Origin of the sequence: Roseateles sp., assembly GCF_036486225.1 — a bacterium.
Taxonomy (GTDB): Bacteria; Pseudomonadota; Gammaproteobacteria; order Burkholderiales; family Burkholderiaceae_C; genus Roseateles.
On record NZ_DASVNZ010000253.1, the window covers coordinates 1 to 25,677 of the forward strand.

A 25,677-nucleotide genomic window follows, 5' to 3' on the forward strand; every position below is an offset into this window, starting at 1 on the left:
CTGCGGGCCGGCGCGCGGGCGGACTTCCTGGTGCTCGACACCGCGGCGAGCGGTCTGGCCGGGCTGCCGGACGCGGCGCTGCTGGACGGGCTCGTCTTCGCCAGCCAGGGGCCGACCTGGCGCGAGGTCTATGTCGCCGGCGAACGGCGCGTCATCGACGATGCCGGTCGACATGACCGGTTCGTGACCACGATGTCCGCGCTGTGGAAATGAGACGGTAGCAGCGCACGAACCGCGACGGACATCCCCGCTTCCGCAGGGTGACGGGGTGGCACGACGGCTGCTAGGCTGTTTGTCACTCCCTTTCCACTCCACTTCAAGCTGGGATAGCCATGTGGTCCATGCGTAACTTCACCATCCGGGCGCGTCTCATGGCGCTCGGCTTGTTATCGGTGCTCGCGCTGCTGTTGATCGGCGGCGACGGGCTCTGGGCCATGGCCCAAACCAAGCAGGATTTCCAGCACTACGTCCAGCAGGACGTCGAGTCGCTCGTGCAGTTGTCCGAGGTGCGCGCGGGCGTCGGCAACCTGCGGCGCTACGAGAAGGACATGCTGATCAACATCGGCGACGACGCCGCGGTGAAGCGCTATCACGAGGAATGGCGCAAGACGGTCGAGGCCGTCAACAAGAGCCTGGACGCGATCGCGGCGCTCGACATCCTGCCCGAGATCAAGTCGATGCCGCCGGCCATGAAGGCGTCGCTGGTCAGTTACCGGTCCGGCGTCGACGGCATCGTGGAACGCATCCTGAAGCAGGAGTTCGTCGACTCCGCCGAGGCCAACCGCCAGACCGAGCCGATCAAGGGGCCGGTCCGCGAGATGGACAAGCAGCTCGGCGCGATGACGAAGGCGATCATGGATCGCGGCAACCAGGAGGTGCAGCGCATCGACGCGGAAGAGATCCGCATCCGGATGGCGCTGGGCGGCGTGATGCTCGTGGGCGCGCTGGTGATCGGGACGTTCACCTTCTTCAACATCGCGTCCATCCTGACGCCGCTGGCGCAGGCGGTCGGCACGACCGAACGCATCGCGCGCCAGGACCTGAGCGAACACGTCGACGTGCAGGGCACGGACGAGACCGCCGCGATGATGCGCGGCGTGCAGGGCATGCAGACGTCCATCCGCAATGTGGTCAGCGGCGTGCGCAGTGCCACCGACAGCATCGCGACGGCCTCGCGCGAAGTCGCGGCCGGGGCGCACGATCTCAGCTACCGGACCGAACAGGCGGCGTCCAACCTGGAAGAGACCGCGTCGGCGATGGAGCAGCTCACCGCGAGCGTGCAGCACAACGCCGACTCGGCGCGGCAGGCCAATGCGCTGGCGGAAGAAGCGGCGGGGGCCGCCGGTCGCGGCGTCCACGTGGTCGGGGAAGTCGTGCAGACGATGGGCAGGATCAGCGCGTCCTCCGCGCGCATCGGCGACATCATCGGCACCATCGACGGGATCGCCTTCCAGACCAACATCCTGGCGCTGAACGCCGCCGTCGAGGCCGCCCGCGCGGGCGAGCAGGGACGCGGCTTCGCCGTCGTCGCGAGCGAAGTGCGCTCCCTCGCGCAACGCAGCGCCGAAGCCGCCAAGGAGATCAAGCAGCTCATCACCGCCAGCGGCGAAAGCGTCTCCAGCGGCGCCGCCCTCGTCGAACGCGCCGGACAGACGATGAACGAGATCTCCGATTCGATCTCGCGCGTGTCGCGCATCGTGGCCGAGATCAGCCATGCCACCACCGAACAGAGTGGCGGGATCAACCAGATCGGGTCTGCCATCTCGCAGCTGGACCAGATGACGCAGCAGAACGCGGCGCTCGTCGAGGAGTCCGCGGCGGCGGCGCAGAGCCTGCAGCATCAGGCGGATGCGCTGTCCCAGTCGGTGGCGGTGTTCAAGCTCGGTTGAAGTCCTGTCCCGTGACATCCGTTCGGGAGGACTCCACGGTTGACGGCGTATAGAGTGCACAGTCCTCAGGCGCTGGCACGGTGACTGCTAGGCTTTCCCCATCGATCCATCTCGTTGGGAAAACATGCAGTCGCTGCGCAATTACACGATCCGGACCCGCCTGCTGGGTCTGGGTCTTCTGTCCGTCCTCGCCCTCCTGCTCATCGGCGGCGCCGGCCTCTGGGCCATGAGCAGTTCCCGGTCCGACTTCCAGCAGTACGTCGCGCAGGACGTGAGCGCATTGACGCAACTCTCCGAGGTCCGCGCGGGGATCGGCAACCTGCGCCGCTTCGAGAAGGACATGCTCATCAACATCGGCGACGACGGCACCGTCAAGCAGGCCCAGGCCGATTGGCAGAAGACCTACGCCGGCGTGATCCGCTCGCTCGACACGCTGTCGGCGCTGGAGACCAGCCCGGAGATCCGCAGCCTGCCGCCCAGGCTCAAGCAGTCGCTCGAAGCCTACAAGGCCGGTGTCGACGACATCGCCAAGCGCATCCTCAACGCCGACTTCGTGGACGCCGCCGAGGCGAACCGCTCGACCGACGCGATCAAGGCGCCCGTGCAGGCGATGGACAGCGGCGTCGGCGAGATGACGACGGCGATCCTGCAGCACGGCCAGGACGAGGTGCAACGCCTCGGCACGCGTGAACTGAGCGTGCGCGGCGTGCTCGGCGTGGTGATGGCCGTCGGCGTGGCGCTGATCGCGCTGCTGACGGTGCTGAACATCCGCTCCATCCTGGCGCCGCTGGCGCAGGCCGTGAGCACCACGGAACGCATCGCGCGCAAGGACCTGAGCCAGCCCGTCGAGGCCGAGGGCTCGGATGAGACCGCCGCGATGGCGCGCGGCGTGCAAGGCATGCAGGCGTCGATCCGCGAGGTCGTCAGCGGGGTGCGCAATGCCACCGACAGCATCGCGACGGCGTCGCGCGAAGTCGCCGCCGGCGCGCACGACCTGAGCCAGCGGACCGAGCAGGCCGCGTCCAATCTGCAGGCCACCGCGTCGGCGATGGGACAGCTGACCTCCAGCGTCCAGCACAACGCGGCCTCCGCCGGCGAGGCGAAGGCGCTGGCCGAGCAGGCCGCCGAGGTCGCCGTGCGCGGCGTCAGCGTGGTGGGCGAGGTCGTGCAGACGATGGGCAAGATCAGCTCGTCGTCGGCGCGCATCGGCGACATCATCGGCACCATCGACGGGATCGCGTTCCAGACCAACATCCTGGCGCTGAACGCGGCGGTGGAAGCCGCGCGGGCGGGCGAGCAGGGCCGCGGCTTCGCGGTGGTCGCGAGCGAGGTGCGCTCGCTGGCGCAGCGCAGCGCCGAGGCCGCGAAGGAGATCAAGCAGCTGATCACCGCGAGCGGGGAGAGCGTCTCCAGCGGCGCTGCGCTCGTGGGGCGCGCCGGCGAGACGATCAACGAGATTTCCGACTCGATCTCGCGCGTGTCGCGCATCGTGGCCGAGATCAGTCACGCGACCGCCGAGCAGAGCGGCGGTATCAACCAGATCGGCTCGGCGATCTCGCAGTTGGACCAGATGACGCAGCAGAACGCCGCGCTGGTCGAGGAATCCGCCGCCGCGGCGCAGAGCCTGCAGCATCAGGCCGACGCGCTGGCCCAGTCGGTCGCAGTCTTCAAGCTGAGCTGAGGGAACTGACCCGATCCGAGCTGGGCCGGGTCAGCAGCCCATGAACTGCACGCGGTTGCGACCCGCGTGCTTCGCGGCGTAGAGCGCCTGGTCGGCGGTTTCGACCAGCAGCGCCGGCTTGGCGGGCGGTTCGCCCGCGGCCAGGCCGATGGAGACGGTGACCTGCAGTCCCTCCACGAGTTCGCCCCAGTCGTGGCTGGCGATCGCGGCGCGCAGCCGCTCGCAGATGTCCTGCGCGCGCTCGGGCGGGACGCCGACGAAGACCAGCATGAACTCTTCGCCGCCGACCCGTGCCAGCAGGTCCGCGCTGCGCAGCTGACGCCGCAGCACCTGCGCGACCTTCTGCAGCGCCTGGTCGCCGACGCCGTGCCCGAAGGCGTCGTTGACCTGCTTGAAGTGGTCGATGTCCAGCAGTCCGAGCGAGATCGGCTTGTTCTCCTGCCTGGCGCGCTCCAGCAGCAGCGGCAGCGCGAACTCGGCATGACGGCGGTTGTTGAGACCCGTCAGCGCATCTTCGTGGGCCATGCGGCCCAGTTCGGTCGCCTGACGCCGCAGGCGTTGCTGCTCCTGTTCGGCGAGATCCGCGCGCTCGCGCTCGCGTCGTGCGTCCTGCATCGCGTGTTCGGCGCGTGCCTGCGCCTGCTGGAACTCCTGCCGGATCAGCATCGCCTCGGTCTGCAGCGCCATCGCGTTGCGCGCCGATTGGCGTTCCAGGGCCGTCAACTGCTCGTGCGCCGCCAGCGCGCGCACGGCGTCGCCGCGGAGCTTGTAGCCGCGATAGATCGCCAGCGTCAGCTGCCGCCGCAGCCGCGCCGGCAGCGATGGCGGCGCTTGCTGACTCACCAGGTCCTGGAGCGTCTCCAGCGCCGGCAGCGCGTCCTGCGCACCGGCGGTGTCGTCGCGCTTGAGCTGGAGCAGCGCCCGCTGCGCGCGGGCCTGCTGCACCATGCCGGCGTAGCCGTGCCGCTGCGCCAGACGCTCGTACTCATCGGCGATCTGGAGCGCCTCGTCGATCGCGCCGGTCCCGAGCTGCAGCTCGACCAGGTTGGACAGCGAGACGACGACGAGGAAGGGATTGCCTTCCTCCCGCACCAGCGCGGCGGCGCGCACCGCGTAGGGCTCGGCCTGCGCGAGCGCCTCGGCGGACGCCCTCCGGTCCTCGTCCCGGATCGCCTCCGCATGCGCCTGCAGCCAGAAGTGCGCCAGGTTGTTCAGGCAGGAGAGCAGCAGCTCGCGCTCGCCCGGCGCCTGCTGCTGGGCGATCTCCAGGGCCTGCAGCGTGTGCTGGCAGGCCTGCTCGACCTGGTCGGAGACCGCGAAGGACACCGCCAGCCGGTTCAGCGCCCAGGCTTCGCGCGCCGCATCCTCGGCACGCCGCGCGGCGGCCAGCGCCTGCCAGCCGGCCTGCATCGCATCCCGGCCCATCTGGAACTGCGCGTAGACGTAGCAGAGCTCGGTGAGGGCTTCGGCGGTCCAGGCGTCCTGGTCGGGGCCGTCGATGAGGCGCACCACGGCCGCCGCCTCGCTCGCGCGGCGCAGCGCGCCTTGCAGGTCGCCCTGCCGCGGCAGGTTGTGGGCGATGAGGATCAGCGCCCGCGCGCGATCCCGCGCCGTGTCGGCCGCCACCAGGGACAGCTCCAGGGCATCGGTCGCGTCGCGGTAGGCGCCGCGGCGGCTCAGGTGCAGGGCTCGCGCCAGCTCGCGTTGGAACAAGGCAGACTCTCCTCCGTCAATCTCGTCGACCTCGATGCCGCAGCATTCGCCGCCGCATAGCGCACGTCAATGGCGGCACGCCCCAGTGGACGATGGATACAGTCGCGGGCATGCCAAAAGTCTCGAAAGCGCCCGCCGTATCCGGCCGCACCGTCCAAGCGCGTCCGCCCCCGGTGGCGATCCCGGTGACGGACCCGATGGCGGCCCCGGTGGACCGCGCGCTGGTGGGCGTCGACTTCACCAGCGCGCCGACGGCCCGCAAGCCGATCCGGTTGGCGTTCGGTCGCCGGCAAGGGAGCGTCCTGAAGCTGGAACGCCAGACGGCGATCGCGACGCTGGAGGCCTTCGAATCATGGCTCGCGGAACCCGGCCCCTGGCTGGGCGGCTTCGACCTGCCGTTCGGTCTGCCGCGCGAGCTGGTCGAGACGCTCGGCTGGCCGACCGAATGGGCGCCGCTGATCGCGTATTACGCGGGCTTGTCGCGCGCCGAGATCCGGGCGACCTTCGCCGCGTTCTGCGACGCACGACCGGTCGGCGGCAAGTTCGCGCACCGGGCCTGCGATGGGCCGGCGGGCTCGTCGCCGAGCATGAAGTGGGTCAATCCGCCCGTCGCCTACATGCTGCATGCGGGCGTACCGCGCCTGGTGCGGGCCGGCGTGCATCTGCCGGGACTGCATGCCGGGGATGCCACGCGGGTGGCGCTGGAGGCCTATCCGGGGCTGCTCGCGCGCGAGTTGATCGGCGCGCGCAGCTACAAGAGCGACGACCGCGCCAAGCAGACGCCGGAGCGGCTGATCGCCCGCAAGGACATGATCGAGGCGCTCGAACAGGGCCGCAGCCGCCTGGGTCTGCGCTTGAAGCTCAGCCACGCGCAGCGGGACGAACTGGCCGACGACGGCAGCGGCGACAAGCTCGACGCGGTGCTGTGCCTGATGCAGGCGGCCTGGGCCGACGCACGTCCGGACTACGGGCTGCCCGCCGGCATGGATCCGCTGGAGGGATGGATCGTCTGCGCCTGACGATCTGCCCCGCGCCTTGTACCCTTTTCAACTTCCCGAATTTCCGACCTCGAGGATGACGCCATGACCCGAATCGATGAGACCCCGGCCGCGCAGACCCCGCTTCAGGTCGCCGTGATGGGCGCCGGGGCCGTGGGCTGCTTCTTCGGCGGCATGCTGGCGCGCGCCGGCCACGATGTGACGCTGATCGGGCGTCCGGGCCACGTGGAGGCGGTCCGTGACCACGGTCTGCGCATGGAGACGCGGATGTTCGACGAGCAGGTCCGCCTGCGCGCCGATACCGAACCCTCCGCCGCGCGCGGCGCGCAGGTCGTGCTGTTCTGCGTGAAGTCCACCGACACGGTGTCTGCCGCGCAGGCCCTGGCGCCGCACATCGGCGCGGACACGCTCCTGCTGTCCATGCAGAACGGCGTCGACAACGCCGAGCGGCTGCGCGAGACGGTGCCGCAACCGGTGTCGGCGGCGGTGGTCTACGTCGCCACGGAGATGGCCGGTCCCGGCCACGTGAAGCACCACGGGCGCGGGGAACTGGTCATCGAGCCCGCATCCGGTGCCGACCGCATCGCGCAGGCGCTGATCGCGGCGGGCGTGCCCACCGAGGTGTCGGACAACGTGCGCGGCGCGCTCTGGTCCAAGCTGCTGATCAACTGCGCCTACAACGCGCTGTCCGCGCTGGCGCAGCAGCCCTACGGCGAACTGGTGAAGGGGGAGGGCGTCTGGACGGTGATGTACCAGCTCGTCGACGAGGGGCTCGCAGTGGCCGCGGCGGACGGCGTCACGCTGGTGGGGGATGTCCGCCAGGCCGTGCGCAAGATCGCCGAGACGATGCCAGGGCAGTTCTCGTCCACCGCGCAGGACATGAGCCGCGGCAAGCGCACGGAAATCGATCAACTGAACGGCTTCCTCGTGCGTCGCGGCGAGGCGCTGGGCGTGCCCACGCCTGCGAATCGCGTGCTGCACACGCTGGTGAGGCTCGCCGAACTCAGCCGGGACTGAGCCGGGTTCAAACGGGGATGAGCCGGGACTGGGCCGGGCGGGCGTGAAAAAGCCGGGACCTGCCCGGCTTCGAAGGGGAGCGCGGCGCGGGCCGCGGCTCAGTAGGTGATGGTCAGCGTGACCGTGTCGGAATAGTTGCCGGGCACGATGCCGTTCAGCGACGGCAGGCGGCCGTAGACGGTCAATTGCTGCTGGCTGCCGGTGCCGGTGCCGGCGTAGACGCCGCTGCTGTTGCCGTCGCCCCAGACCTGGGTGCGGCCGGCATCGAGGTAGAGCTGGTACGGCAGGTTGTTGTTGCCGCTCTTCATCACGCGCGATCCGAAGGCCGAGGCGTTGCCCGCGTTGGCGCCGGCGCTGAGCGAGACGCTGTAGGGCGTGGTCTTCGTGCAGGTGACGTTGAGTGCGGTCGACGCATCCACCGGACCGGGCGTCTGCAGCGGATCGATGGAGCCGCCGAAGGTCAGCGTGCTGCCGGTGACGTTGCAGGCGACCAGGATGGTGGCGCCGACCTGGAAGGTGCCCGAACCGGTCGACGGCGCGGCGGCGAGACTGGGACCGATGGAGCCAACGATGGCCGCGGCGATGGCCACTGTTCGCGAGAGAACTGAAGACAACTGACGAGACAACATGGTTGGGTTCTTTTCAAGCATCGCAGGCGTCGGCGGGCTGCTATGACTTCGGCGCGATGCGCTCCGATGTCGGGCCTCTGTGCCGTCCCTGGGTATCAATTGGACACGATTTTGTCAGTTTCGCTCCGTGAGCCACTTCACGGATCGTGGGCATGGGCCTAGAGAGTCCTCCCAACCAGGGAGAAATCCTCCCCATTCTGATTGGTATCGCAACCATCGCTGTCGGAAAGTGATCCAAGGACGCGGGTGTGACGGAAGTCTCAGCCCGCGTGTCCCCTGTCGACGTCACCCGCGCGTCACTTGCACGTCACTTGCGCATCAACGTGGACTTGCCGAACAGCGACTCCACCAGGTCCACCGCCACCAGCGCCGTCTTGTTGCGGACGTCGAGCGCCGGATTGAGTTCCATGATGTCCAGCGAGCCCAGCCGGCCCGTGTCCGCGATCATTTCCATGCACAGCTGCGCTTCCCGGTAGGTGGGACCGCCGGGAATCGTGGTGCCGACGCCGGGCGCGACGTCCGGATCGAGGAAGTCGACGTCGAAGCTCACGTGCAGGTGGGTGTTGGCATCCATCGTCGCCAGCGCCAGCTCCATCGTGTGGCGCATGCCCATCTCGTCGATGTAGCGCATGTCGAAGACCTCGAGGCCGACCTCGTGGACGAAGCGCTTCTCGCCCTCGTCGACGCTGCGGATGCCGATCTGGCGGATCCATTTCGGATCGATCGCCGGCACCTTGCCGCCGATCTCGATCAGTTCCTGCGGACCGTAGCCGCACAGGCACGCCACCGGCATGCCATGGATGTTGCCGCTGGGCGTGAGCTTGCTGGTGTTGAAGTCGGCATGCGCGTCCAGCCACAGCACGCGCAGCTTCTTGCCGGTGTCGCGGCAGTGGTGGGCGACCGCGGCGATCGAGCCCAGGCCGAGGCAGTGGTCGCCGCCGAGCAGCACGGACATGCGCCCGGCGTTGAGTTCCGCATAGACCGCGTCGTGCACGGCCTGGTTCCAGGCCGTCACCTCGTCGAGGTGGCGGTAGCCCTCGGTCGGCGGCAGCCAGGGGTTGGATGGGCCGACGAGATTGCCGCAGTCCTTGACCTCGACGCCGTGCGCCCGCAGCGCCTCGGCGAGGCCGGCGACCCGCAGGGCCTCCGGTCCCATGCTGGCGCCCCGGGCGCCGGCCCCCACGTCGGTGGGGGCGCCGATCAGGCTCACGTGTCGTGCTGCGGTCATGGTCGAACCTCTCTTGCTTGCTGGATGGCCCCGGCGGGCCGGATCAGGGGCCGTTGGCCGGGACCGCGGCGGTCCCGTCGTGGCCGTTCGTGCCGTTCGTGCCGTTGGCGCCATTCGTGGCGCCGCCGATGTCGTATTCCTTCATCAGCAGGCCCCAGGCCTCGTCGGCGGTCTCGACGTAATGGAAGAGCTGCTCGTCGCCCGGGCTGATCATGCCGGTGTCGATCAGCAGCTCGAAATCGATCAGGCGCGACCAGAAGTCGCGTCCGAACAGCAGGATCGGACGCCGGCGGCACTTGCCGGTCTGGATCAGCGTCAGCGTCTCGAAGAGTTCGTCCAGCGTCCCGTAGCCGCCAGGGAAGGCCGCCAGCGCCACCGACCGCATCAGGAAGTGCATCTTGCGCAGCCCGAAGTAGTGGAAGCGGAAGCAGAGCTCCGGCGTGATGTACTGGTTCGGGCGCTGCTCGTGCGGCAGCACGATGTTCAGTCCGATGCTGCGGCCGCCGGCCTCGTGCGCGCCGCGGTTGCCCGCTTCCATGATGCCGGGACCGCCGCCGGTGACGACGTACAGCGGGTGCGCGAAGTCCTTGGTCGTCTCGGTGACCAGGCGCGCGAACTTGCGCGCTTCCTCGTAGTAGCCGCTCATCACCAGGCGGCGCTCGGCGCGCTGCACGGCGGCCTCGTCCTTGGCGGCACGGGCCGCGTCGACGGCGGCCTGCGCCGACTCGCGGTCGGCGATGCGCGCGCTGCCGAAGATCACCACCGTCGACTGGATGTTCAGCTCCTGCTGGATGAGCTCCGGTTTGAGCAGCTCGAGCTGCATGCGCACCGGGCGCAATTCCGGCCGGACCAGGAAGTCCGTGTCGGTGAACGCCAACTGGTACGCCGCCGGCGGATTGGCATCGAAGGCCGCGTCGAAGGAGGCCTGCTGGGCCGCTTCCTCCTGCGCTGAGGGGAAGTTGCGGGCGGTGAGTTTGTCGCTTCTGATCATGATTCGATGGCCCGGAACTTTACGGGCGTAGCCACTTAATTTCTGTTCGTTCGCCGGCGGCGGACAGGGCCGCGCCCGGCGGTTTGTTGCGCGGGGTCAGGTCGTGCCGCAGCACGGGCAGCGCGGGTCGCGGGCGACCTTCAGATCGGTCCACTCCATGCGGCGCGCATCCAGCATCAGTAGCCGGCCTGGCAAGGCCGACCCCATGCCCGCCAGAAGCTTCAGGGCCTCGGCGGCCTGCATGCTGCCGATGATCCCGACCAGCGGCGCGAACACGCCCATCACCGCGCAGCGTTGTTCTTCTGGCGGGTGGTCCGCCGGGAACAGGCAGGCGTAGCAGGGGAAGGCGCGCTCGCGGCTGTCATAGACGCTCAGTTGCGCGTCGAAGCCCAGCGCTGCGCCCGAGACCAGCGGTTTGCCGTGCTTCACGCAGGCGGCGTTGACGAGGTGACGCGTCGGGAAGTTGTCGGTGCAGTCCAGCACGACGTCGGCCTGCGGCACGAGTTCGTCGAGCAGGGCCGCGTCGGCGCGCACGGTGACGGTCCGGACGCGCGGCTCCGGGTTGATCGCCGCGATGCCGGCGGCGGCCGATTCGGCCTTGGGCTGGTCCACGCGCGCCAGGCTGTGGGCGATCTGGCGCTGGAGATTCGTCACGTCGACGCGGTCGTGGTCGACCAGCGTGATGCGGCCGACGCCGGCCGTGCCCAGGAACAGCGCCGCGGGCGATCCCAGCCCGCCCGCGCCGATCACCAGCGCGTGCGCGTCCAGCAGGCGCTGTTGGCCCTCGACGCCGATGTCGTCCAGCAGGATGTGGCGCGAGTAGCGCAGCAGTTGGTCGTCATCCATGGCTCATTCCGGCACGGCATCGTCGGTGGTCTGCGGCTGCCGCAGGCCGACCTGCAGCGGCAGCTTCAGCGTTTCCTTGCCGCGTTGCACGGCGATCAGGGTCTGGCTGTCGGGCTTCAGCGCCGCGACGACGTTGACCAGCTCGCGCGGCGATCGCACCGGTTGCCCCGCCACCTCGACGACGACGTCGCCGGCCTCCAGACCGGCCTTGGCCGCCGGGCTCGCCTTGAAGACTTCCTTGACCAGCACGCCGTGATCGACGGAGAGCTTCAGCGTGTCGACGACCTCGGCGTTGACGTCGCCGGTGATCACGCCCAGCCAGCCGCGCGAGACCTTGCCGTCCTTCACCAGCGCTTCCAGCACCTGGTACGCGGAGTCCACCGGAATCGCGAAGCCGATGCCCAGGCTGCCGCCGCCGGTGCGCGAGTAGATCGCCGTGTTGATGCCGACCAGCCGTCCCTGCACGTCGACGAGCGCGCCGCCGGAGTTGCCGGGATTGATCGCGGCATCGGTCTGGATGAAGTTCTCGAAGGTGCTCAGGCCGAGCTGGGTGCGGCCCAGCGCGCTGATGATGCCGGAGGTCACCGTCTGGCCGACGTTGAAGGGATTGCCGATCGCCAGTACCACGTCGCCGACCTGCAGCTCGCCGGCCTTGCCCGGGTGGATCACCGGCAGCGGCGGCGGCAAGGTGATGCGCAGGACGGCCAGGTCGGTCTCGGGATCGGTGCCGACCAGGCGCGCCGGCGTGTCGCGGCCGTCGGCCAGCTGCACGCGGATCTCGGTCGCACCCGCGACGACATGGTTGTTGGTCAGCACGTAGCCTTCGGGCGAGACGATCACGCCCGACCCCAGCCCGGTCTGCGGCCGCTGCTGCTGGGGCCGCTTGCCGAAGTGAAAGCGCAGCCAGGGGTCGGCGTCGATCTCGCGCTGGCTGGGCGCGGGCTTGTTGGCCAGCACCGCGACCACCGCCGGCGACGCCGCCTGGGCCGCCGCCGCGAAGCTGAACTGCACCGAGGCACGCGGCGGGGCCCCGGCCGCGGCGGGCAGCGTTGGCACGACCTTGGGGGCCTCGTGCAGCCATTCGGGCTTGAGCGTGGCCACGACGAAGTAGCCGGCCAGCGCCACCGTGGTGGCCTGGGAGAAAATCAGCCAGGTTTGACGCAAGAGAGATCCTGTCATGGCACATCGCACGGAGCTGGAGCGGCTGCTCGCCGCCACGCTGGAGCCCACGCGCTTCAAGGATTATGGGCCGAACGGCCTTCAGGTCGAGGGACGCGACCAGATCCGGCAACTGGTGTGCGGGGTCACCGCGAGCCTCGCGCTGATCGACGCCGCCATCGAGGCCGGGGCCGATGCGATCCTGGTCCACCACGGGCTGTTCTGGCGCGGCCAGGACGGCCGTGTGACGGGCTGGATGAAGCAGCGCCTGTCGCGGCTGCTGACGAACGAGATCAACCTGTTCGCCTACCACCTGCCGCTGGATGCGCATCCGGAACTCGGCAACAACGCGCAGCTTGCGAAACATCTGGGCTGGGCCGCCGAGGGCCGTTTTGGCGAACAGGACCTGGGCTGCATCGGCGCGCTGCCGACCGCCCTCGAGTCGCTGGAGGCGCTGGGCGCCCACGTCGAACAGCGGCTCGGCCGCGCGACGATCCAGGCCGCCGGCGACGGGCGTCCGCTCAAGCGCGTCGCCTGGTGCACCGGCGGGGCGCAAGGCTACTTCGAGGCGGCCATCGCCGCGGGCGCGGACGTGTTCATCACCGGCGAGATCTCCGAGCCGCAGGCGCATTACGCGGCCGAGACCGGCGTGGCCTTCATCGCCGCCGGCCATCATGCGACCGAACGCTACGGCGTGCAGGCCCTCGGCCGCCAGGTGGCCGAGCAGCTGGGCCTGCAGTGCCGCTTCATCGACATTCCCAATCCCGCATGAACGCTGATATCAAGAGCACCCGCCCGCTGCTGCTGACGATGGGCGATGCCTGCGGCATCGGCCCGGAGATCGCCGTCGCCGCCTGGGCGCAGGACCGCGGGTCGGATCTGCGGCTCGTCGGCGATGCCGGCGTGTTCCGGCGCGCGTTGGACTTCATGGGCTTGCAACTGCCGGTGGCAGTCCTCGAGGCCGCCGACGATCCGGTGCCGCCGGATTGCCTGCCCGTGTGGCAGCCGTCGGGGTTGCCTCAAGACCTGCTCGCCCAGCCGCTGGGCCGCGTGAGCGCGCAAGCAGGGGCTGCGGCGGCGCGCTGCATCGTCGCCGCGACGCAGGAGCAACTGGCCGGGCGATCCCGTGCGCTGGTGACGGCGCCCATCCACAAGGAAGCCCTGCATGCCGCCGGCATCGATCATCCGGGCCATACCGAGCTGCTGCAGGCGCTGTGCGCGGATCCGGACGACCGGTTGCCGCCGGTGCGCATGATGCTGGCCAACGAGGAACTCCGCGTCGTGCTGGTGACGATCCATGTGGCGCTGCGCCAGGCGGTCGACCAGATCACCACCGGGCGCGTGCTGCAGACGATCCGCATCGCCGACGCGGCGCTCCGCCGCGCCGGCATCGCCGCGCCGCGCATCGCTGTGGCGGGCCTGAACCCGCATGCGGGAGAGGGCGGACTGTTCGGCAGCGAGGAGATCGAATACATCGCCCCGGCGATCGCGCAGGCCCGCAGCCTCGGCGTCGATGCGAGCGGCCCCTTCGCGCCGGACACGGTGTTCATGCGGGCGCGCCACGCGCCGCCCAGGCACCCGGGCGAGTTCGACGCCGTCGTCGCGATGACGCACGATCAGGGGCTGATCCCGGTGAAGTACCTGGGCGTGGAGGAGGGCGTCAACGTGACGCTGGGCCTGCCGCTGGTGCGGACCAGTCCCGATCACGGCACCGCGTTCGACATCGCCGGAACGGGGCGCGCCGACCCGTCGAGCATGCTGGCGGCGATCCGCATGGCGCGGACGATGTCGGCCTGAACCGCCGCACCTGACCGGCGATCCGGCCCGCCGGCCGGACACCCCCCTCATGGGGAACTCTCCCTGGTGGATTCCGCGCGGGGCGTTGCCGATAATCGTTGGCATCACATCAATTCGGGGAGTTCGAGATGGAAGCAGGACGGACGATGCGGCCAGGCCGCCTGGCCTTGCTGGCGCTGGCGGGCGCGCTGCAGTTCGGAGGCGTGGGCGCCGTTTCGGCGCAAGAGGTGCAGCAGCCGTTGAACGTCTGGTTCGACGTGCTGTTCGACGAGAACGGCCAGGCCAAGGAAGTCGTGCCGATCGATGAGGCGTCGCAATCACCGGCCTTCTGGCAGCAGATGACCGCCCGGCTGCAGAAGGCCAAGATCCCGCCCCGGCAGGAAGACGGGAAGAACGCGAGTTTCCGTACCGGCGTTCGCCTGTACCTGAACGTCGACAAGGTGAAGTCGACGGTCGCCATCCGCTCGATGCAGATGACGCCTATCCCAACGAAGATCGCTTACGCCGCCTATCCCAAGGACGCCGCGTCGAACGCCGGCTGGGAAGGCGAACTCAAGATGATCTGCCGCGTCGGCACCGACGGCACCTGCGTGCAGACCAGCGTCGAGATGCCGGCGGGCATGCCCGAGTCGCTGCGCCGCTACGGTCGGGCCTCGATGGAGCAGTGGCGTTTCAAGCCGCAGGAAGTGAACGGGAAGGCCGTCGAAGGCGAGTACGTCGAGCTGATGCGACTGAAGACCGAGGACAACCTGCCGGTCGATTTCCGCGAGCCGCGCAAGCTGTAAGCACCTGCGGTGAGCACCGGCGTCCGCGCCGGTGCGGGGCTGCTCAGTGCTTTGCGCCGAGCGCGGCCAGTTGCTGACGGGCCCGCGCCGTGGCGCGCTCCAGCAGGTGGGCGTGTTCGAACGCCCGCAAACGGCCAGCCTCGCACAGCTTGTGCAGCATGCGCGAGGTCATCGTCAGCGTCTCCTGATGCTTCGTCCCGTGGGTGAAGATGAAGAAGCTGCGCGTGCCGCTGATGTGGGCCAGTCTGACCTTGATCCAGTCGCCGTCGCGATGCATCCGGTAGGCGGTGCCGATCTGGAGGTGGTCGATCAGCAGCTCGCCTGACGGCGGCGACGGTGCTTCCTCCGCGGCCGGCAGGCCGTCGATGCTGATGTCCACCGCCTGCAGCGGCTGATGTTCGTCGGCGCCGAGGTCCAGGTCGATGTCGACATGGCCATCCCAGTCGACGTGCTCGTCCTCCATGAAACCGAGCCGCTTGGCCTCCTCGTCGGAGAGCTTCTCGCTCAGGTCCAGATCCAGCGGCGCGGCGCCAGGCCCCGGCAGGTCCTGTTCGCGCGGGGGCGCCAGGCCGAAGACCGACTCCAACTGCTTGGCCAGCAGGTTGTATTCGAGCGGGCTCAGCGCCTGGCCCTTCAAGGACTCGGCGTGCGCGGGCAGCAGTTCGGCGAAGAACTTCTTGCGCTCGGGCTCGGGCCAGCGGACCAGGTCCAGGCCCTCGTTGAGCGTGCGCATCAGCACCGGCAACGAGGCGAGGAAGCCCTGTCGCTGCTGGGGCGTCGTCTTCGGCTGGACCGACAGCACCAGATCGCGGCCCATGTTGCGCAGGCGCTCGACCAGCGCCGCGTCCAGGTTCGGATGGCGCGAGGCGTGCACCAGCACCTCGCTCCAGGTCTGCGTGAGGAAGTCGCGCAGGAAGTCGCGCATGTCCACGCTGGCCATCGCCTGCTGCAGCTGCTGCATGTAGCGGCGCTGCAGGCGGAGTTCGGTTTCCTTGCGTTCCAGCAGCGCGGCGGTGTCGCCTTGCGCCTTCAGCGTCTGGGCTGTCTGGTCCTGGATGAAATGCTCGAGCTGGCCGAGCTTGGACTCGTACAGCTCCATCCGGTCGAAGTCGCCGCTGACGACGTCCTGGATCAGGTCGCGAACCAGGGCGAGGAAGGACTTGCCGGGCTCGTCGGTGAAGTCGTCGTAGGCCGCGGCCAGCGTCGCGATTCGATTGACCAGCCGCCGCACCGGATGCCGGCGCGAGGAGAAGAAGGAGCGGTCGCCCAGCGCCGCGCGCAGCACCGGCAGTTGCAGGCGTGCGATCTGCTGCGCCATCAGCGGCGGCAGCTTGGCGTCGGACAGGATCTGGTCGAACAGGCCGGCCACCACGTCGATCACCATGTGATCGAGCGAGCCGCTGGCCGCCTGTCTCAGCTCATCGCGATGCAGGTGGATCAGGTTGGGCGGCAGGACGATCGGGCCGCCTTCGACGTAACTGCCGGGATCGCCATCCCAACCTTGCCACTGGCTGTTCACGGGCAGCGAGCCGCCGCCGGTCGCGGGACCGCCGAGCGTGGGGCTCATCGCCAGCCGACGCATCAGGTCCATCAGCTGCGGATCGACCGACCAGCCCATGCCGCCGCCGGCACCGCCACCGGTCGTCGCATACCCTTCCGGGCCTGCGCCGTGGAATCCGCCGGCCACGCTGTGCAGGCCGCCGGCGCGGCTGCCATGGACGGCCGGGTGGAGCGCGCCCGGCAGCGTGGCGTAGCGGCTGTCGTGCAAGGGCACGCCCGACGTCGTGCCGCCATGCAAGGACTGACCCCGCGTGGCGCCGGCGACCCCCCGCACGCGCAGGTCCTGCGGACGCAGGCCGCGGCTGCGGAACAGGCCGGCGATGTCGGCGTAGCAGGCGCGCATCTCCAGCGACAGCGCCCGGGTGAGTTCATCAGTCAGGACCTGGCGCGTGTCCGGGTCGTCGGTGACCGCGTTCACGGCCTCGATCAGCGCCTGGGCGATGGCCTGCGGGCGCAGCGGGTGACGGTCCTCGTCCACGCCGGGGATGTCGCCCATGTAGGAATTGACCTCGCGCAGTTCCCACTCGCTCTGGTGGCCCAGCGCCAGACCGATGCGATCCGTGGCGACCAGCGTGTTGACCTGGTCGTCGTCCATCAGGGACAGCTCGTCCCACTGGGTCGCCTTGGGTGCGGCACGTGCCGCGCCGGGCGTGGCGGCGCCTCCGCTCGGCGCCTCGGCCGCCTGCTGGCGCATGGACTGGTCGAAGCGCTGCGAGAACAGCGCCTGATGCTTGCGGAAAATGAATTGCGCGGACAGCAGCGCGTCCCGCCGCTTGGCCTGTCCAGAGGACAGGGCGGCGAGACCGAGACCTTCAGCGCCGCGTTCCGCGGCTTGTTCCGCCGCGAGGCGTACGCGTTGGAGCGCAGCGTCGACGTGGGGGTTCAGACGGTTCATCGAGGCATCGAGCACATTGTGGTGACCGCACCACACGCCAAGTATCGACGATGGCCATCCCCCGTCCGGGTGGGGCTCACCCGGCTTGTGCGCAAAAGGTGACGAATGAGAGGAGCTTTACGCTTTGTCACGCCTCAGCGCGTCGCGGATCTCGCGCAGCAGCTGGATGTCTTCCGGCGTCGCGGCGGGCTCCGCCGGGGCGGCGGGGGTGTCGCGCTTGAGGCGGTTCACCTGCTTCACCATGATGAAGATGATGAAGGCCAGGATGATGAAGTTCAACAGCACGGTCAGGAAGTTGCCGTAGGCGAAGAGCGGCACGCCCGCCTTGGTCAGGGCCTCATAGGTCATCGGGCCGGCGTAGTTGGCCGGCGGGTCCGACAGCATGATGAAGTAGCTGCTGAAGTCCAGTCCCCCGACCGCCTTGCCGACGATCGGCATGATCAGGTCCTTGACCACCGAGTCGACGATCTTGCCGAAGGCGGCGCCGATGATCACGCCGACGGCGAGGTCCATCACGTTGCCCTTGACGGCGAACTCACGGAATTCGGTCAAAAAACCCATCGCTTGCTCCTTGTGCTTCGCGTGTGCGAAGGCGTCCACTACCAATCGCTTTCCCGGGGTAGCCCTCCGCCTCCGGGCAAGCATCCTAACGGCGTTTGCACCACGACAAATGTCAACGTGGTGCACCGATGCACATCGGTAGAGCGCCTAGGGGCGCGCCGGAAGTTTCTTACCTAGAATCTTTGGTTGCCCCTGATCAGAAGTTCCCTGTAAGGACCCTCATGAGTGACCCACAAGTGGACCAAGGCAAGCGCACCTGGCTGATTGCGACCGGATGCGCGGGAGCAGTAGGCGGCGTGGCCACCGCCGTCCCGTTCGTCAGTACCTTCGCGCCGAGCGAACGCGCCAAGGCGGCCGGTGCCGCCGTCGAGGTGGACATCGGCGGTCTCGCCCCCGGTCAGAAACTGACCGTCGAATGGCGTGGCAAGCCGGTCTGGATCGTGCGCCGGACCAAGGAGCAGCTCGATGCGCTCAAAGGCAACGATCCGGAACTGGCCGACCCGCAGTCCGACCGCAAGGCCTTCCCGATCCCGGAGTACGCCAAGAACGAATGGCGCTCGCTCAAGCCGGAATACCTGGTCGTCGTCGGCATCTGCAGCCACCTCGGCTGCTCGCCGAGCGACAAGTTCCAGGCCGGCCCGCAGCCTTCGCTGCCGGACAACTGGCACGGCGGCTTCCTGTGCCCCTGCCACGGCTCGACCTTCGACATGGCCGGCCGCGTCTTCAAGAACAAGCCCGCGCCCGACAACCTCGAGGTGCCGCCTTATGCGTTCCTGTCCGACACCCGGCTGTTGATCGGTGAAGACAAGAAGGCCTAACTCCCCAGGAACAGGACCGAGGCAGACTACACATGGCTGAATTCAAGGAAGCACCCGCCGGAGCCCCCTTGGGCGTCAAGCTGATGACCTGGGTGGACAACCGGTTCCCCGCGTCCAAGCTCTACAAGGAGCACATGTCGGAGTACTACGCTCCGAAGAACTTCAACTGGTGGTACATCTTCGGCTCGCTGGCGCTGCTGGTGCTGGTGATCCAGATCGTCACCGGGATCTTCCTGGTGATGCACTACAAGCCGGACTCGACGCTCGCGTTCGCGTCGGTCGAATACATCATGCGGGACGTCCCCTGGGGATGGCTGATCCGCTACATGCACTCGACGGGCGCGTCGGCGTTCTTCGTCGTCGTCTACCTGCACATGTTCCGCGGGCTGCTGTACGGCTCGTACCGCAAGCCGCGCGAACTGGTGTGGATCTTCGGCTGCGCGATCTTCCTGTGCCTGATGGCCGAGGCCTTCATGGGCTACCTGCTGCCGTGGGGCCAGATGTCCTACTGGGGCGCGCAGGTGATCGTGAACCTGTTCGCCGCCGTGCCCTTTGTCGGCAACGACCTGGCGCTGCTGATCCGCGGCGACTACGTGGTCGGGGACGCGACGCTGAACCGCTTCTTCAGCTTCCACGTGATCGCGGTGCCGCTGGTGCTGCTGGGCCTGGTCGTCGCGCACATCATCGCGTTGCACGAGGTCGGCTCGAACAACCCGGACGGCGTGGAGATCAAGGCGACGAAGGGACCGGACGGCCATGCGCTCGACGGCATCCCGTTCCATCCGTACTACACGGTGCACGACATCTTCGGCGTCGGCCTCTTCCTGATGGCCTTCTCGGCGGTGATCTTCTTCGCGCCGGAACTGGGCGGCTACTTCCTGGAGTACAACAACTTCATCCCGGCCGACCCGCTGAAGACGCCGCCGCACATCGCGCCGGTCTGGTACTTCACGCCCTTCTATTCGATGCTGCGCGCCACGACCGATGTGATGGTCCAGGTGCTGTGCGGCGTGATCGCGCTGTCGGCGGTCATCACGCTGCTGCGCGGCGGGCTGTCGACGCTGGGCAAGGGGATCGTGGTGGTGGGTGCGGTGGTCGGCATCGCGCTGCTGCTGACCTTCGACGCGAAGTTCTGGGGTGTCGTCGTCATGGGCGGCGCGGTCATCATCCTGTTCTTCCTCCCCTGGCTGGACCACAGCCCGGTCAAGTCGATCCGCTACCGGCCCGACTGGCACAAGTATCTCTACGGCATCTTCGTGCTGCTCTTCCTCGTGCTGGGCTACCTGGGCGTCAAGCCGCCGTCGGATGCGGGAACGATCGTGTCGCAGATCGGCACGCTGTACTACTTCGGCTTCTTCCTGTTGATGCCGTGGTGGAGCCGCGCCGGCACCTTCAAGCCGGTGCCCGATCGCGTCACGTTTCACCCGCACTGAACCGCCAACGTCACGGAGTCGAACGAATGAAGAAAATCATCGCCACGCTGCTGACGTCGCTGTGCCTGGGCGCGGGCCTGACGTCGACGGCGCTCGCGTCTGAGGGCGGCATCGAATGGGACCGCTTCCCGACGTCGAAGATGAACGATCTGGCCGCGTTGCAGCACGGCGCCAAGATCTTCGTCAACTACTGCCTGAACTGTCACAGCGCGGCCTACATGCGCTACAACCGGCTGAAGGACATCGGCCTGACCGACGAGCAGATCAAGGGCAACCTGCTGTTCGCCGGAGACAAGGTGGGCGAGACGATGAAGGTCTCGCTGGACCCGAAACAGGCCAAGGAATGGTTCGGCGCGCTGCCGCCGGACCTCACCGTGATCGCCCGTTCACGGGCCGACGGTGCGAAGGGAACAGGGGCGGATTACCTCTATACCTACCTGAGAAAATACTACCGCGACGAAACCAAGGCCACGGGATGGAATAATCTCGCTTTCCCCAGCGTGGCCATGCCGCATGTGCTGTGGGAGCTCCAGGGCGTCCGCACCGCCAGGTTCGAGGAAGAAAAAGACCCGCATGACCCGGCCAAGGTCACGCATGTCTTCAAGGACTTCGTACAGGTGACGCCCGGGACGATGACGCCGCAGCAGTACGACGAGTCCGTTGCCGACCTGGTCGCCTATCTCCAGTGGATGGGCGAGCCGGCGCAAGGGACCCGTTTCCGGCTGGGGATCATCGTGGTGCTGTTCCTGCTGGGGTTCACCGTGTTCGCCTGGCGCTTGAATGCCTCCTTCTGGAAGGACATCAAGTAAGAACCGATGACTCGGCCGAGGGCCGGGTCCTCAAGCGCAGTGGGGCGCCGAACAGGCTCCCACTGCGTTGTCGTTTGTCTGTTCGGTCTTTGACCGCGCCGGCGTTGAACTGTGTTGTTTGTAGAAATCGATGAAGCCGAGAGGCTTCGATCAGGAGTCCACTGCCATGATGGTGCTTTATTCCGGAACCACTTGCCCCTACTCGCACCGTTGCCGGTTCGTGCTGTTCGAGAAGGGCATGGACTTCGAGATCCGTGACGTCGACCTGTTCGCCAAGCCCGAAGACATCGCGCTGATGAACCCGTACAACGAGGTGCCCATCCTCGTGGAACGCGACCTCATCCTGTACGAGTCGCACATCATCAACGAGTACATCGACGAGCGCTTCCCGCATCCGCAGCTGATGCCCGGCGACCCGGTGGCCCGTGCCCGCGTGCGCCTGTTCCTGTTCAACTTCGAGAAGGAACTGTTCGCCCACGTCAACGTGCTGGAGAACCGCGGCCAGGCGGTCAAGCCGACCGAGAAGCAGCTGGAAAAGGCGCGGTCGCAGATCCGTGACCGCCTGACGCAGCTGGCGCCCATCTTCCTGAAGAACAAGTACATGCTGGGCGACGACTTCTCGATGCTGGACGTCGCGATCGCGCCGCTGCTGTGGCGCCTGGACTACTACGGCATCGACATGTCGAAGAACGCCGTGCCGCTGCTGAAGTACGCGGAACGGATCTTCTCGCGTCCGGCCTACATCGAGGCGCTGACGCCGTCCGAGAAGGTGATGCGCAAGTAATACACTGGCTCCCCATGGATGACAGCAAGGACGGCGGCGGTCTCGCCGCCAGCTCGACGCGGCCGTACCTGATCCGCGCCCTGCACGAGTGGTGCACGGACAACGGGTTCACGCCCTATGTCGCGGTGCACGTGGATCGCACGGTCCAGGTGCCGATGGAGTACGTGAGCAACAACGAGATCGTGCTCAACGTCGGTTTCGACGCGACCAGCAACCTGGACCTGGGCAATGAACTGATCCAGTTCAAGGCCCGGTTCGGTGGCGTGGCGCGCGAGATCATCGTGCCGGTCGATCACGTGGTCGCGATCTATGCGCGCGAGAACGGCCAGGGTATGGCTTTCCCGCCGCCGACTCCGGAAGATGCCGCCGCGCGTCAGCCGGCGGCCAGCGCGCCGCGAGGATTGCGGCTGGCGTCGGACGCGAACGGCGGCAATGGCAACGCCGGTGCGCCGCCGGTCGAGACCAAGCCGGAGCCGATTGCACCGGCGGCCACGACGCCGCCGGAGGACGACGATCCGGGTGCGGGTCCGTCGGGCGGTCGCCCGGCGCTCAAGCGCATCAAGTGATCGTTTGAACCCCGTTCAAGTGCGGGGGCAAGTGTTGTGGGGGAAGGGCGGTTTTTCGCTCCGGACCCCTCGAAGCTGCGTCTAGAATGCAGCCCGCGCCGCAGCTTCTGCGGCGCTCCAGTTTTCCTTGTGCCGGCTTAGCTCAGTTGGTAGAGCAACCGCCTTGTAAGCGGTAGGTCATCAGTTCGAATCCGATAGCCGGCACCATCGAACACGCAGGCGCCACGCCTGTTTCGAAGCCCTGTTTCGTCCACCGACGAGCCGGGGCTTCGGTCCTTCTGGCCTCGAGCCTTTGGACGCCGACACCCCCAAAAGGCGGTGTCGCCATGCTTGACACTTGTGTGAAGTTACTCACGTAACGACATGTACGTGATTGATTTCAAAGAGAAATCAGTTGTGGCATAGGCTTTGCTCTGGCCGCCCCCGTGTTCAACGCGCCGGTTCACCTCCACACGCCGGCCTTCACGGGAAACTCCATGCACAGCTTGTTCCGTCGCGGTGTCGCCGCCCTGGCCACCGTCACCGCCCTCGGTCTTTCCGCCGTGGCTCATGCGGCACCGACCAACTTCTCGTTCGCCGGCAGCTTCGTGCAGGCCAACGATGTCCAGACCTTCACCTTTGCCGCGAACGGCTCGTCGGCGGTCCGCCTGATCACCTACAGCTACGCGGGAGGCACGCAGGCCAACGGCAACGTGGTGGTCGCCGGCGGCTTCGACCCGATCCTGGCGCTGTTCAACGCCAGCGGCGTGCTGGTGGGCCAGAACGACGATGCCACCAGCAACACGCCCGGCACCTGCGGCGGCGGCGCAGTGAATCCCGATCCGGCTGGCGGCCAACGCTGGGATACCTGCCTGGACCTGACGCTGAGCGCCGGCGTCTACACGGTCGCGGTCATGCAGTTCGACAACTTCGCGCTCGGCCCCAACCTGGCCAACGGCTTCACCTACGACGGCAATCCGAACTTCCTGAACGGCAAGTGCGCCAACGGCGTGTTCTGCGACGCCGGCGGTCGCGAGCGCAACGCGCTGTGGGCCTTCGACATTCTGAACGTCGAAGGCGCCCAGCAGAACGACGTGCCGGAACCGGCGACGCTGGCCCTGGCCGCGATCGCGCTGGCCGGACTGGGCGGCGCGCGCCGTCTGCGCCGCAAGGACTGACCCCGAAGCGGGAGAACGACAAGGGACCGCCTCGGCGGTCCCTTTCTCGTTGTGGAGTGAAGTGAGCTTGGAACGGCGGGCGGCTCAGGATTGCCTGACGCGGATCCGGAGCTCGCCTTCCAGCAGCAGACCTTCTTCGCGCAGCAGCCGCAGCAGCGTTGGCTGGAGGTGGCGCAGCTTGGCCGCGATGGCGGCGTTGTCCGCCACCAGCGTCCAGCCCTGCTCGTCGAGCGTGCCGGCCTGCACGAAGCGCTTCATCGCGCCCGGCAGCGCCACGCTCACCGCCGCCAGATGCCGGCGCGACAGCGCCAGCTGGTTCCCCAACCGGGCCAGCATGCCGTTCTGCGACATGGCCCGCCCGAAGTCCAGCGGATCCGGCGTGTCGGGCTTGGCGCGAGGGGGCAGATAGCGGGTGGCCATGGGGCGGCAGTGTAGTCCTGCCGCTCGGAAACCCGGAGCCCGCCGCCGGTCCGGCGCGGGCTGCTCCGCCCGAGGCCGCCGGGGGCCGGGTGCTAAACTCCGCCGGTTTTTCTCCGCGCAGACGCTTGCAACCCGAGGCCTCAGGCCTCATGTGCACCGATCGCGCGGCGCTGCCCTCATCAGGCCGCCCACGAGGCGGTCCGCCGGGCGTCCAGGCCCGGTCGACCGGGCCCCCCACAGAACTTCAAAAAGCCGCATGTTGCCCAAGCTTTTGACCCAGATTTTCGGCAGTCGCAACGAGCGCCTGCTCAAGACCTATCGCAAGGACGTCGAGCGCATCAACGCGCTGGAACCGCAGTTCGAGGGCCTGAGCGACGACCAGTTGCGCGCGAAGACCGAGGAGTTCAAGCAGCGCATCGCCAAGGGCGAGACCGTCGACGACATCCTGCCCGAGGCCTTCGCCGTCTGCCGCGAAGGCAGCAAGCGCATCCTGAAGATGCGCCACTTCGACGTGCAGCTGATCGGCGGCATGGTCCTGAACGCCGGCAAGATCGCTGAAATGCGCACCGGCGAGGGCAAGACGCTGATGGCGACGCTGCCGGTCTACCTGAATGCCCTGACCGGCAAGGGCGTGCACGTCGTGACGGTCAACGACTACCTGGCCCGCCGCGACGCCGAATGGATGGGTCGCCTGTACCGCTTCCTCGGCCTGACCGTGGGCATCAACTACTCGGGCCTGGCGCGCGACGAGAAGCAGGCCGCCTACGGCGCCGACGTCACCTACGGCACCAACAACGAGTACGGCTTCGACCACCTGCGCGACAACATGGTCTACGAGGTGCGCGACCGCGTGCAGCGCAGCCTGGCCTACGCGATCGTCGACGAGGTGGACTCGATCCTGATCGACGAGGCGCGCACGCCGCTGATCATCTCCGGCCAGGCCGAAGACCACACCCAGATGTACGTGGCGATCAACGCGGTCTCGCCGCAGTTGAAGCGCCAGGTCGGTGAACTGGATCCCCGCACCGGCGAGGGCGTGATCGAGCCCGGCGACTTCACCGTCGACGAGAAATCGCACCAGATCTACCTGACCGAGGACGGTCACGAGAACGCCGAGCGCCTGCTGGGCCAGGCCGGTCTGCTGGCCGAGGGCGCGTCGCTGTACGACGCCGCCAACATCACGCTGATGCACCACCTGTACGCGTCGCTGCGCGCCCACCACGTGTATCACCGCGATACCAACTACGTGGTGCAGAACGGTGAAGTCATCATCGTCGACGAGTTCACCGGCCGCCTGATGACGGGCCGCCGCTGGAGCGACGGCCTGCACCAGGCCGTCGAGGCCAAGGAAGGCGTGCAGATCCAGGCCGAGAACCAGACCCTGGCCTCCATCACCTTCCAGAACTATTTCCGCATGTACGGCAAGCTGTCCGGCATGACGGGCACGGCCGACACCGAGGCCTACGAGTTCCAGGAAATCTACGGTCTGGAAACCGTCGTCATCCCGCCGAACCGCCCGACCATCCGCAAGGACGAACTGGACCTGGTCTACAAGACCGACAAGGAAAAGTACAACGCCGTCATCGAGGACATCCGCGCCTGCCACGAGCGCGGCCAGCCGGTGCTGGTGGGCACGACGTCCATCGAGAACTCGGAGCTGATCTCCAAGCTGCTCAACCAGGCCAAGCTGCCGCACAACGTGCTGAACGCCAAGCAGCACGAGAAGGAGGCGCAGATCGTCGCCCAGGCCGGCCGCCCGGGCGTCATCACCATCGCCACCAACATGGCCGGCCGCGGCACCGACATCGTGCTGGGCGGCAATGTCGAGAACCAGGTCAAGTTCCTCGAGGCCGACGAGGCCGTTCCGGCCGACGAGAAAGCACGCCGCATCCAGCAACTGCACGACGAATGGCAGGGCCTGCACGACAAGGTCAAGGCCGAG

General features: G+C 68.0%; 23 protein-coding genes, 1 tRNA gene and 1 pseudogene. 16 read left to right on the plus strand and 9 right to left on the minus strand.

The features are described 5' to 3' along the window. The 3 genes and pseudogenes from VF536_RS16830 to VF536_RS16840 form a co-directional block, all read left to right on the plus strand. Positions 1 to 213: pseudogene (locus tag VF536_RS16830) on the plus strand (formimidoylglutamate deiminase); the annotation flags it as partial. A 119-nt stretch (positions 214 to 332) separates the two neighbouring features. Continuing rightward, positions 333 to 1,889 carry a methyl-accepting chemotaxis protein gene (locus tag VF536_RS16835; protein WP_331616014.1) on the plus strand — a complete coding sequence of 519 codons (1,557 nt, stop codon included), beginning with the start codon at positions 333 to 335 and terminating at the stop codon, positions 1,887 to 1,889. A gap of 124 nt (positions 1,890 to 2,013) precedes the next feature. Then, positions 2,014 to 3,570: a methyl-accepting chemotaxis protein gene (locus VF536_RS16840; RefSeq protein WP_331616015.1), complete on the plus strand. Its 1,557-nt coding sequence runs from the start codon at positions 2,014 to 2,016 to the stop codon at positions 3,568 to 3,570. A 30-nt stretch (positions 3,571 to 3,600) separates the two neighbouring features. On the opposite strand, the gene VF536_RS16845 is transcribed toward VF536_RS16840, so the two are convergent. Then, complete coding sequence (locus VF536_RS16845; RefSeq protein ID WP_331616016.1) at positions 3,601 to 5,283, minus strand: diguanylate cyclase; 1,683 nt, start codon at positions 5,281 to 5,283, stop codon at positions 3,601 to 3,603. 197 nt (positions 5,284 to 5,480) lie between these two features. Here VF536_RS16845 and VF536_RS16850 point away from each other — a divergent pair, with 197 nt between their 5' ends. Both VF536_RS16850 and VF536_RS16855 read left to right on the plus strand, forming a co-directional pair. Beyond that, on the plus strand, positions 5,481 to 6,302 hold the full coding sequence (locus tag VF536_RS16850) for a DUF429 domain-containing protein (RefSeq protein WP_331616034.1): 822 nt from the start codon (positions 5,481 to 5,483) through the stop codon (positions 6,300 to 6,302). 63 nt (positions 6,303 to 6,365) lie between these two features. Then, a complete protein-coding gene (locus VF536_RS16855; protein ID WP_331616017.1) occupies positions 6,366 to 7,298 on the plus strand; it encodes a 2-dehydropantoate 2-reductase in 933 nt (310 codons plus the stop codon). 98 nt (positions 7,299 to 7,396) lie between these two features. Here VF536_RS16855 and VF536_RS16860 read toward each other — a convergent pair whose 3' ends face one another. The 5 genes from VF536_RS16860 to VF536_RS16880 form a co-directional block, all read right to left on the minus strand. Continuing rightward, the gene (locus tag VF536_RS16860) at positions 7,397 to 7,888 is read right to left on the minus strand and encodes a spore coat U domain-containing protein (RefSeq protein WP_331616019.1); all 492 of its coding nucleotides are present in this window, start codon (positions 7,886 to 7,888) and stop codon (positions 7,397 to 7,399) included. 346 nt (positions 7,889 to 8,234) lie between these two features. Next, entirely contained in the window at positions 8,235 to 9,155 is a 921-nt protein-coding gene (gene rocF, locus VF536_RS16865; protein WP_331616020.1) for an arginase, read from the minus strand. A gap of 43 nt (positions 9,156 to 9,198) precedes the next feature. Continuing rightward, the gene (locus VF536_RS16870; protein ID WP_331616021.1) at positions 9,199 to 10,146 is read right to left on the minus strand and encodes an LOG family protein; all 948 of its coding nucleotides are present in this window, start codon (positions 10,144 to 10,146) and stop codon (positions 9,199 to 9,201) included. 96 nt (positions 10,147 to 10,242) lie between these two features. Next, positions 10,243 to 10,992 (minus strand): HesA/MoeB/ThiF family protein, encoded by a 750-nt coding sequence (locus VF536_RS16875; protein WP_331616022.1) that lies wholly within the window; start codon positions 10,990 to 10,992, stop codon positions 10,243 to 10,245. A gap of 3 nt (positions 10,993 to 10,995) precedes the next feature. After that, positions 10,996 to 12,156, minus strand: coding sequence for a S1C family serine protease (locus VF536_RS16880; protein WP_088403226.1), 1,161 nt, complete (start codon positions 12,154 to 12,156; stop codon positions 10,996 to 10,998). Positions 12,157 to 12,169: 13 nt separating this feature from the next. Here VF536_RS16880 and VF536_RS16885 point away from each other — a divergent pair, with 13 nt between their 5' ends. The 3 genes from VF536_RS16885 to VF536_RS16895 all read left to right on the plus strand — a co-directional run bounded on the left by VF536_RS16885 (position 12,170) and on the right by VF536_RS16895 (position 14,732). Then, complete coding sequence (locus VF536_RS16885) at positions 12,170 to 12,922, plus strand: Nif3-like dinuclear metal center hexameric protein (protein WP_331616023.1); 753 nt, start codon at positions 12,170 to 12,172, stop codon at positions 12,920 to 12,922. Beyond that, positions 12,919 to 13,947 (plus strand): 4-hydroxythreonine-4-phosphate dehydrogenase PdxA, encoded by a 1,029-nt coding sequence (pdxA, locus tag VF536_RS16890; protein WP_331616024.1) that lies wholly within the window; start codon positions 12,919 to 12,921, stop codon positions 13,945 to 13,947. The genes VF536_RS16885 and pdxA overlap by 4 nt, the downstream gene beginning before the upstream one ends. 128 nt (positions 13,948 to 14,075) lie before the next feature. After that, the gene (locus VF536_RS16895) at positions 14,076 to 14,732 is read left to right on the plus strand and encodes an energy transducer TonB (RefSeq protein WP_331616025.1); all 657 of its coding nucleotides are present in this window, start codon (positions 14,076 to 14,078) and stop codon (positions 14,730 to 14,732) included. 43 nt (positions 14,733 to 14,775) lie between these two features. On the opposite strand, the gene VF536_RS16900 is transcribed toward VF536_RS16895, so the two are convergent. Next, on the minus strand, positions 14,776 to 17,187 hold the full coding sequence (locus VF536_RS16900; RefSeq protein ID WP_331616026.1) for a DUF1631 family protein: 2,412 nt from the start codon (positions 17,185 to 17,187) through the stop codon (positions 14,776 to 14,778). A 117-nt stretch (positions 17,188 to 17,304) separates the two neighbouring features. Further along, entirely contained in the window at positions 17,305 to 17,748 is a 444-nt protein-coding gene (mscL, locus tag VF536_RS16905; RefSeq protein ID WP_088403231.1) for a large conductance mechanosensitive channel protein MscL, read from the minus strand. A gap of 221 nt (positions 17,749 to 17,969) precedes the next feature. Here mscL and petA point away from each other — a divergent pair, with 221 nt between their 5' ends. From petA to VF536_RS16940, 7 genes are all read left to right on the plus strand, one after another. Beyond that, entirely contained in the window at positions 17,970 to 18,566 is a 597-nt protein-coding gene (gene petA / locus VF536_RS16910; RefSeq protein ID WP_331616027.1) for a ubiquinol-cytochrome c reductase iron-sulfur subunit, read from the plus strand. A 32-nt stretch (positions 18,567 to 18,598) separates the two neighbouring features. Then, complete coding sequence (locus VF536_RS16915; protein ID WP_331616028.1) at positions 18,599 to 19,999, plus strand: cytochrome bc complex cytochrome b subunit; 1,401 nt, start codon at positions 18,599 to 18,601, stop codon at positions 19,997 to 19,999. A 26-nt stretch (positions 20,000 to 20,025) separates the two neighbouring features. After that, entirely contained in the window at positions 20,026 to 20,808 is a 783-nt protein-coding gene (locus VF536_RS16920) for a cytochrome c1 (RefSeq protein WP_331616029.1), read from the plus strand. Between the two features lie 166 nt (positions 20,809 to 20,974). Continuing rightward, the gene (locus VF536_RS16925) at positions 20,975 to 21,592 is read left to right on the plus strand and encodes a glutathione S-transferase N-terminal domain-containing protein (RefSeq protein ID WP_088382809.1); all 618 of its coding nucleotides are present in this window, start codon (positions 20,975 to 20,977) and stop codon (positions 21,590 to 21,592) included. Between the two features lie 14 nt (positions 21,593 to 21,606). Then, positions 21,607 to 22,158 (plus strand): ClpXP protease specificity-enhancing factor, encoded by a 552-nt coding sequence (locus VF536_RS16930; RefSeq protein WP_331616030.1) that lies wholly within the window; start codon positions 21,607 to 21,609, stop codon positions 22,156 to 22,158. A 131-nt stretch (positions 22,159 to 22,289) separates the two neighbouring features. Continuing rightward, positions 22,290 to 22,365 (plus strand) — tRNA-Thr (locus VF536_RS16935). 269 nt (positions 22,366 to 22,634) lie between these two features. Then, complete coding sequence (locus VF536_RS16940) at positions 22,635 to 23,315, plus strand: DVUA0089 family protein (protein ID WP_331616031.1); 681 nt, start codon at positions 22,635 to 22,637, stop codon at positions 23,313 to 23,315. An 84-nt stretch (positions 23,316 to 23,399) separates the two neighbouring features. On the opposite strand, the gene VF536_RS16945 is transcribed toward VF536_RS16940, so the two are convergent. Continuing rightward, complete coding sequence (locus tag VF536_RS16945; protein WP_331616032.1) at positions 23,400 to 23,735, minus strand: hypothetical protein; 336 nt, start codon at positions 23,733 to 23,735, stop codon at positions 23,400 to 23,402. Between the two features lie 256 nt (positions 23,736 to 23,991). Here VF536_RS16945 and secA point away from each other — a divergent pair. Then, on the plus strand, positions 23,992 to 25,677 hold a 1,686-nt coding region (gene secA / locus VF536_RS16950), incomplete at its 3' end, for a preprotein translocase subunit SecA (RefSeq protein ID WP_331616033.1).

Coding starts and splice junctions, on each gene's coding strand:
- VF536_RS16835 (WP_331616014.1), top strand. CDS start 333: ATGTGGTCCATGCGTAACTTCACCATCCGGGCGCGTCTCATGGCGCTC.
- VF536_RS16875 (WP_331616022.1), bottom strand. CDS start 10,992: ATGGATGACGACCAACTGCTGCGCTACTCGCGCCACATCCTGCTGGAC.
- VF536_RS16915 (WP_331616028.1), top strand. CDS start 18,599: ATGGCTGAATTCAAGGAAGCACCCGCCGGAGCCCCCTTGGGCGTCAAG.
- VF536_RS16925 (WP_088382809.1), top strand. CDS start 20,975: ATGATGGTGCTTTATTCCGGAACCACTTGCCCCTACTCGCACCGTTGC.
- VF536_RS16855 (WP_331616017.1), top strand. CDS start 6,366: ATGACCCGAATCGATGAGACCCCGGCCGCGCAGACCCCGCTTCAGGTC.
- VF536_RS16895 (WP_331616025.1), top strand. CDS start 14,076: ATGGAAGCAGGACGGACGATGCGGCCAGGCCGCCTGGCCTTGCTGGCG.
- VF536_RS16900 (WP_331616026.1), bottom strand. CDS start 17,187: ATGAACCGTCTGAACCCCCACGTCGACGCTGCGCTCCAACGCGTACGC.
- rocF (WP_331616020.1), bottom strand. CDS start 9,155: ATGACCGCAGCACGACACGTGAGCCTGATCGGCGCCCCCACCGACGTG.
- VF536_RS16945 (WP_331616032.1), bottom strand. CDS start 23,735: ATGGCCACCCGCTATCTGCCCCCTCGCGCCAAGCCCGACACGCCGGAT.
- VF536_RS16920 (WP_331616029.1), top strand. CDS start 20,026: ATGAAGAAAATCATCGCCACGCTGCTGACGTCGCTGTGCCTGGGCGCG.
- VF536_RS16870 (WP_331616021.1), bottom strand. CDS start 10,146: ATGATCAGAAGCGACAAACTCACCGCCCGCAACTTCCCCTCAGCGCAG.
- mscL (WP_088403231.1), bottom strand. CDS start 17,748: ATGGGTTTTTTGACCGAATTCCGTGAGTTCGCCGTCAAGGGCAACGTG.
- petA (WP_331616027.1), top strand. CDS start 17,970: ATGAGTGACCCACAAGTGGACCAAGGCAAGCGCACCTGGCTGATTGCG.
- VF536_RS16840 (WP_331616015.1), top strand. CDS start 2,014: ATGCAGTCGCTGCGCAATTACACGATCCGGACCCGCCTGCTGGGTCTG.
- VF536_RS16940 (WP_331616031.1), top strand. CDS start 22,635: ATGCACAGCTTGTTCCGTCGCGGTGTCGCCGCCCTGGCCACCGTCACC.
- pdxA (WP_331616024.1), top strand. CDS start 12,919: ATGAACGCTGATATCAAGAGCACCCGCCCGCTGCTGCTGACGATGGGC.
- VF536_RS16930 (WP_331616030.1), top strand. CDS start 21,607: ATGGATGACAGCAAGGACGGCGGCGGTCTCGCCGCCAGCTCGACGCGG.
- VF536_RS16850 (WP_331616034.1), top strand. CDS start 5,481: ATGGCGGCCCCGGTGGACCGCGCGCTGGTGGGCGTCGACTTCACCAGC.
- VF536_RS16885 (WP_331616023.1), top strand. CDS start 12,170: ATGGCACATCGCACGGAGCTGGAGCGGCTGCTCGCCGCCACGCTGGAG.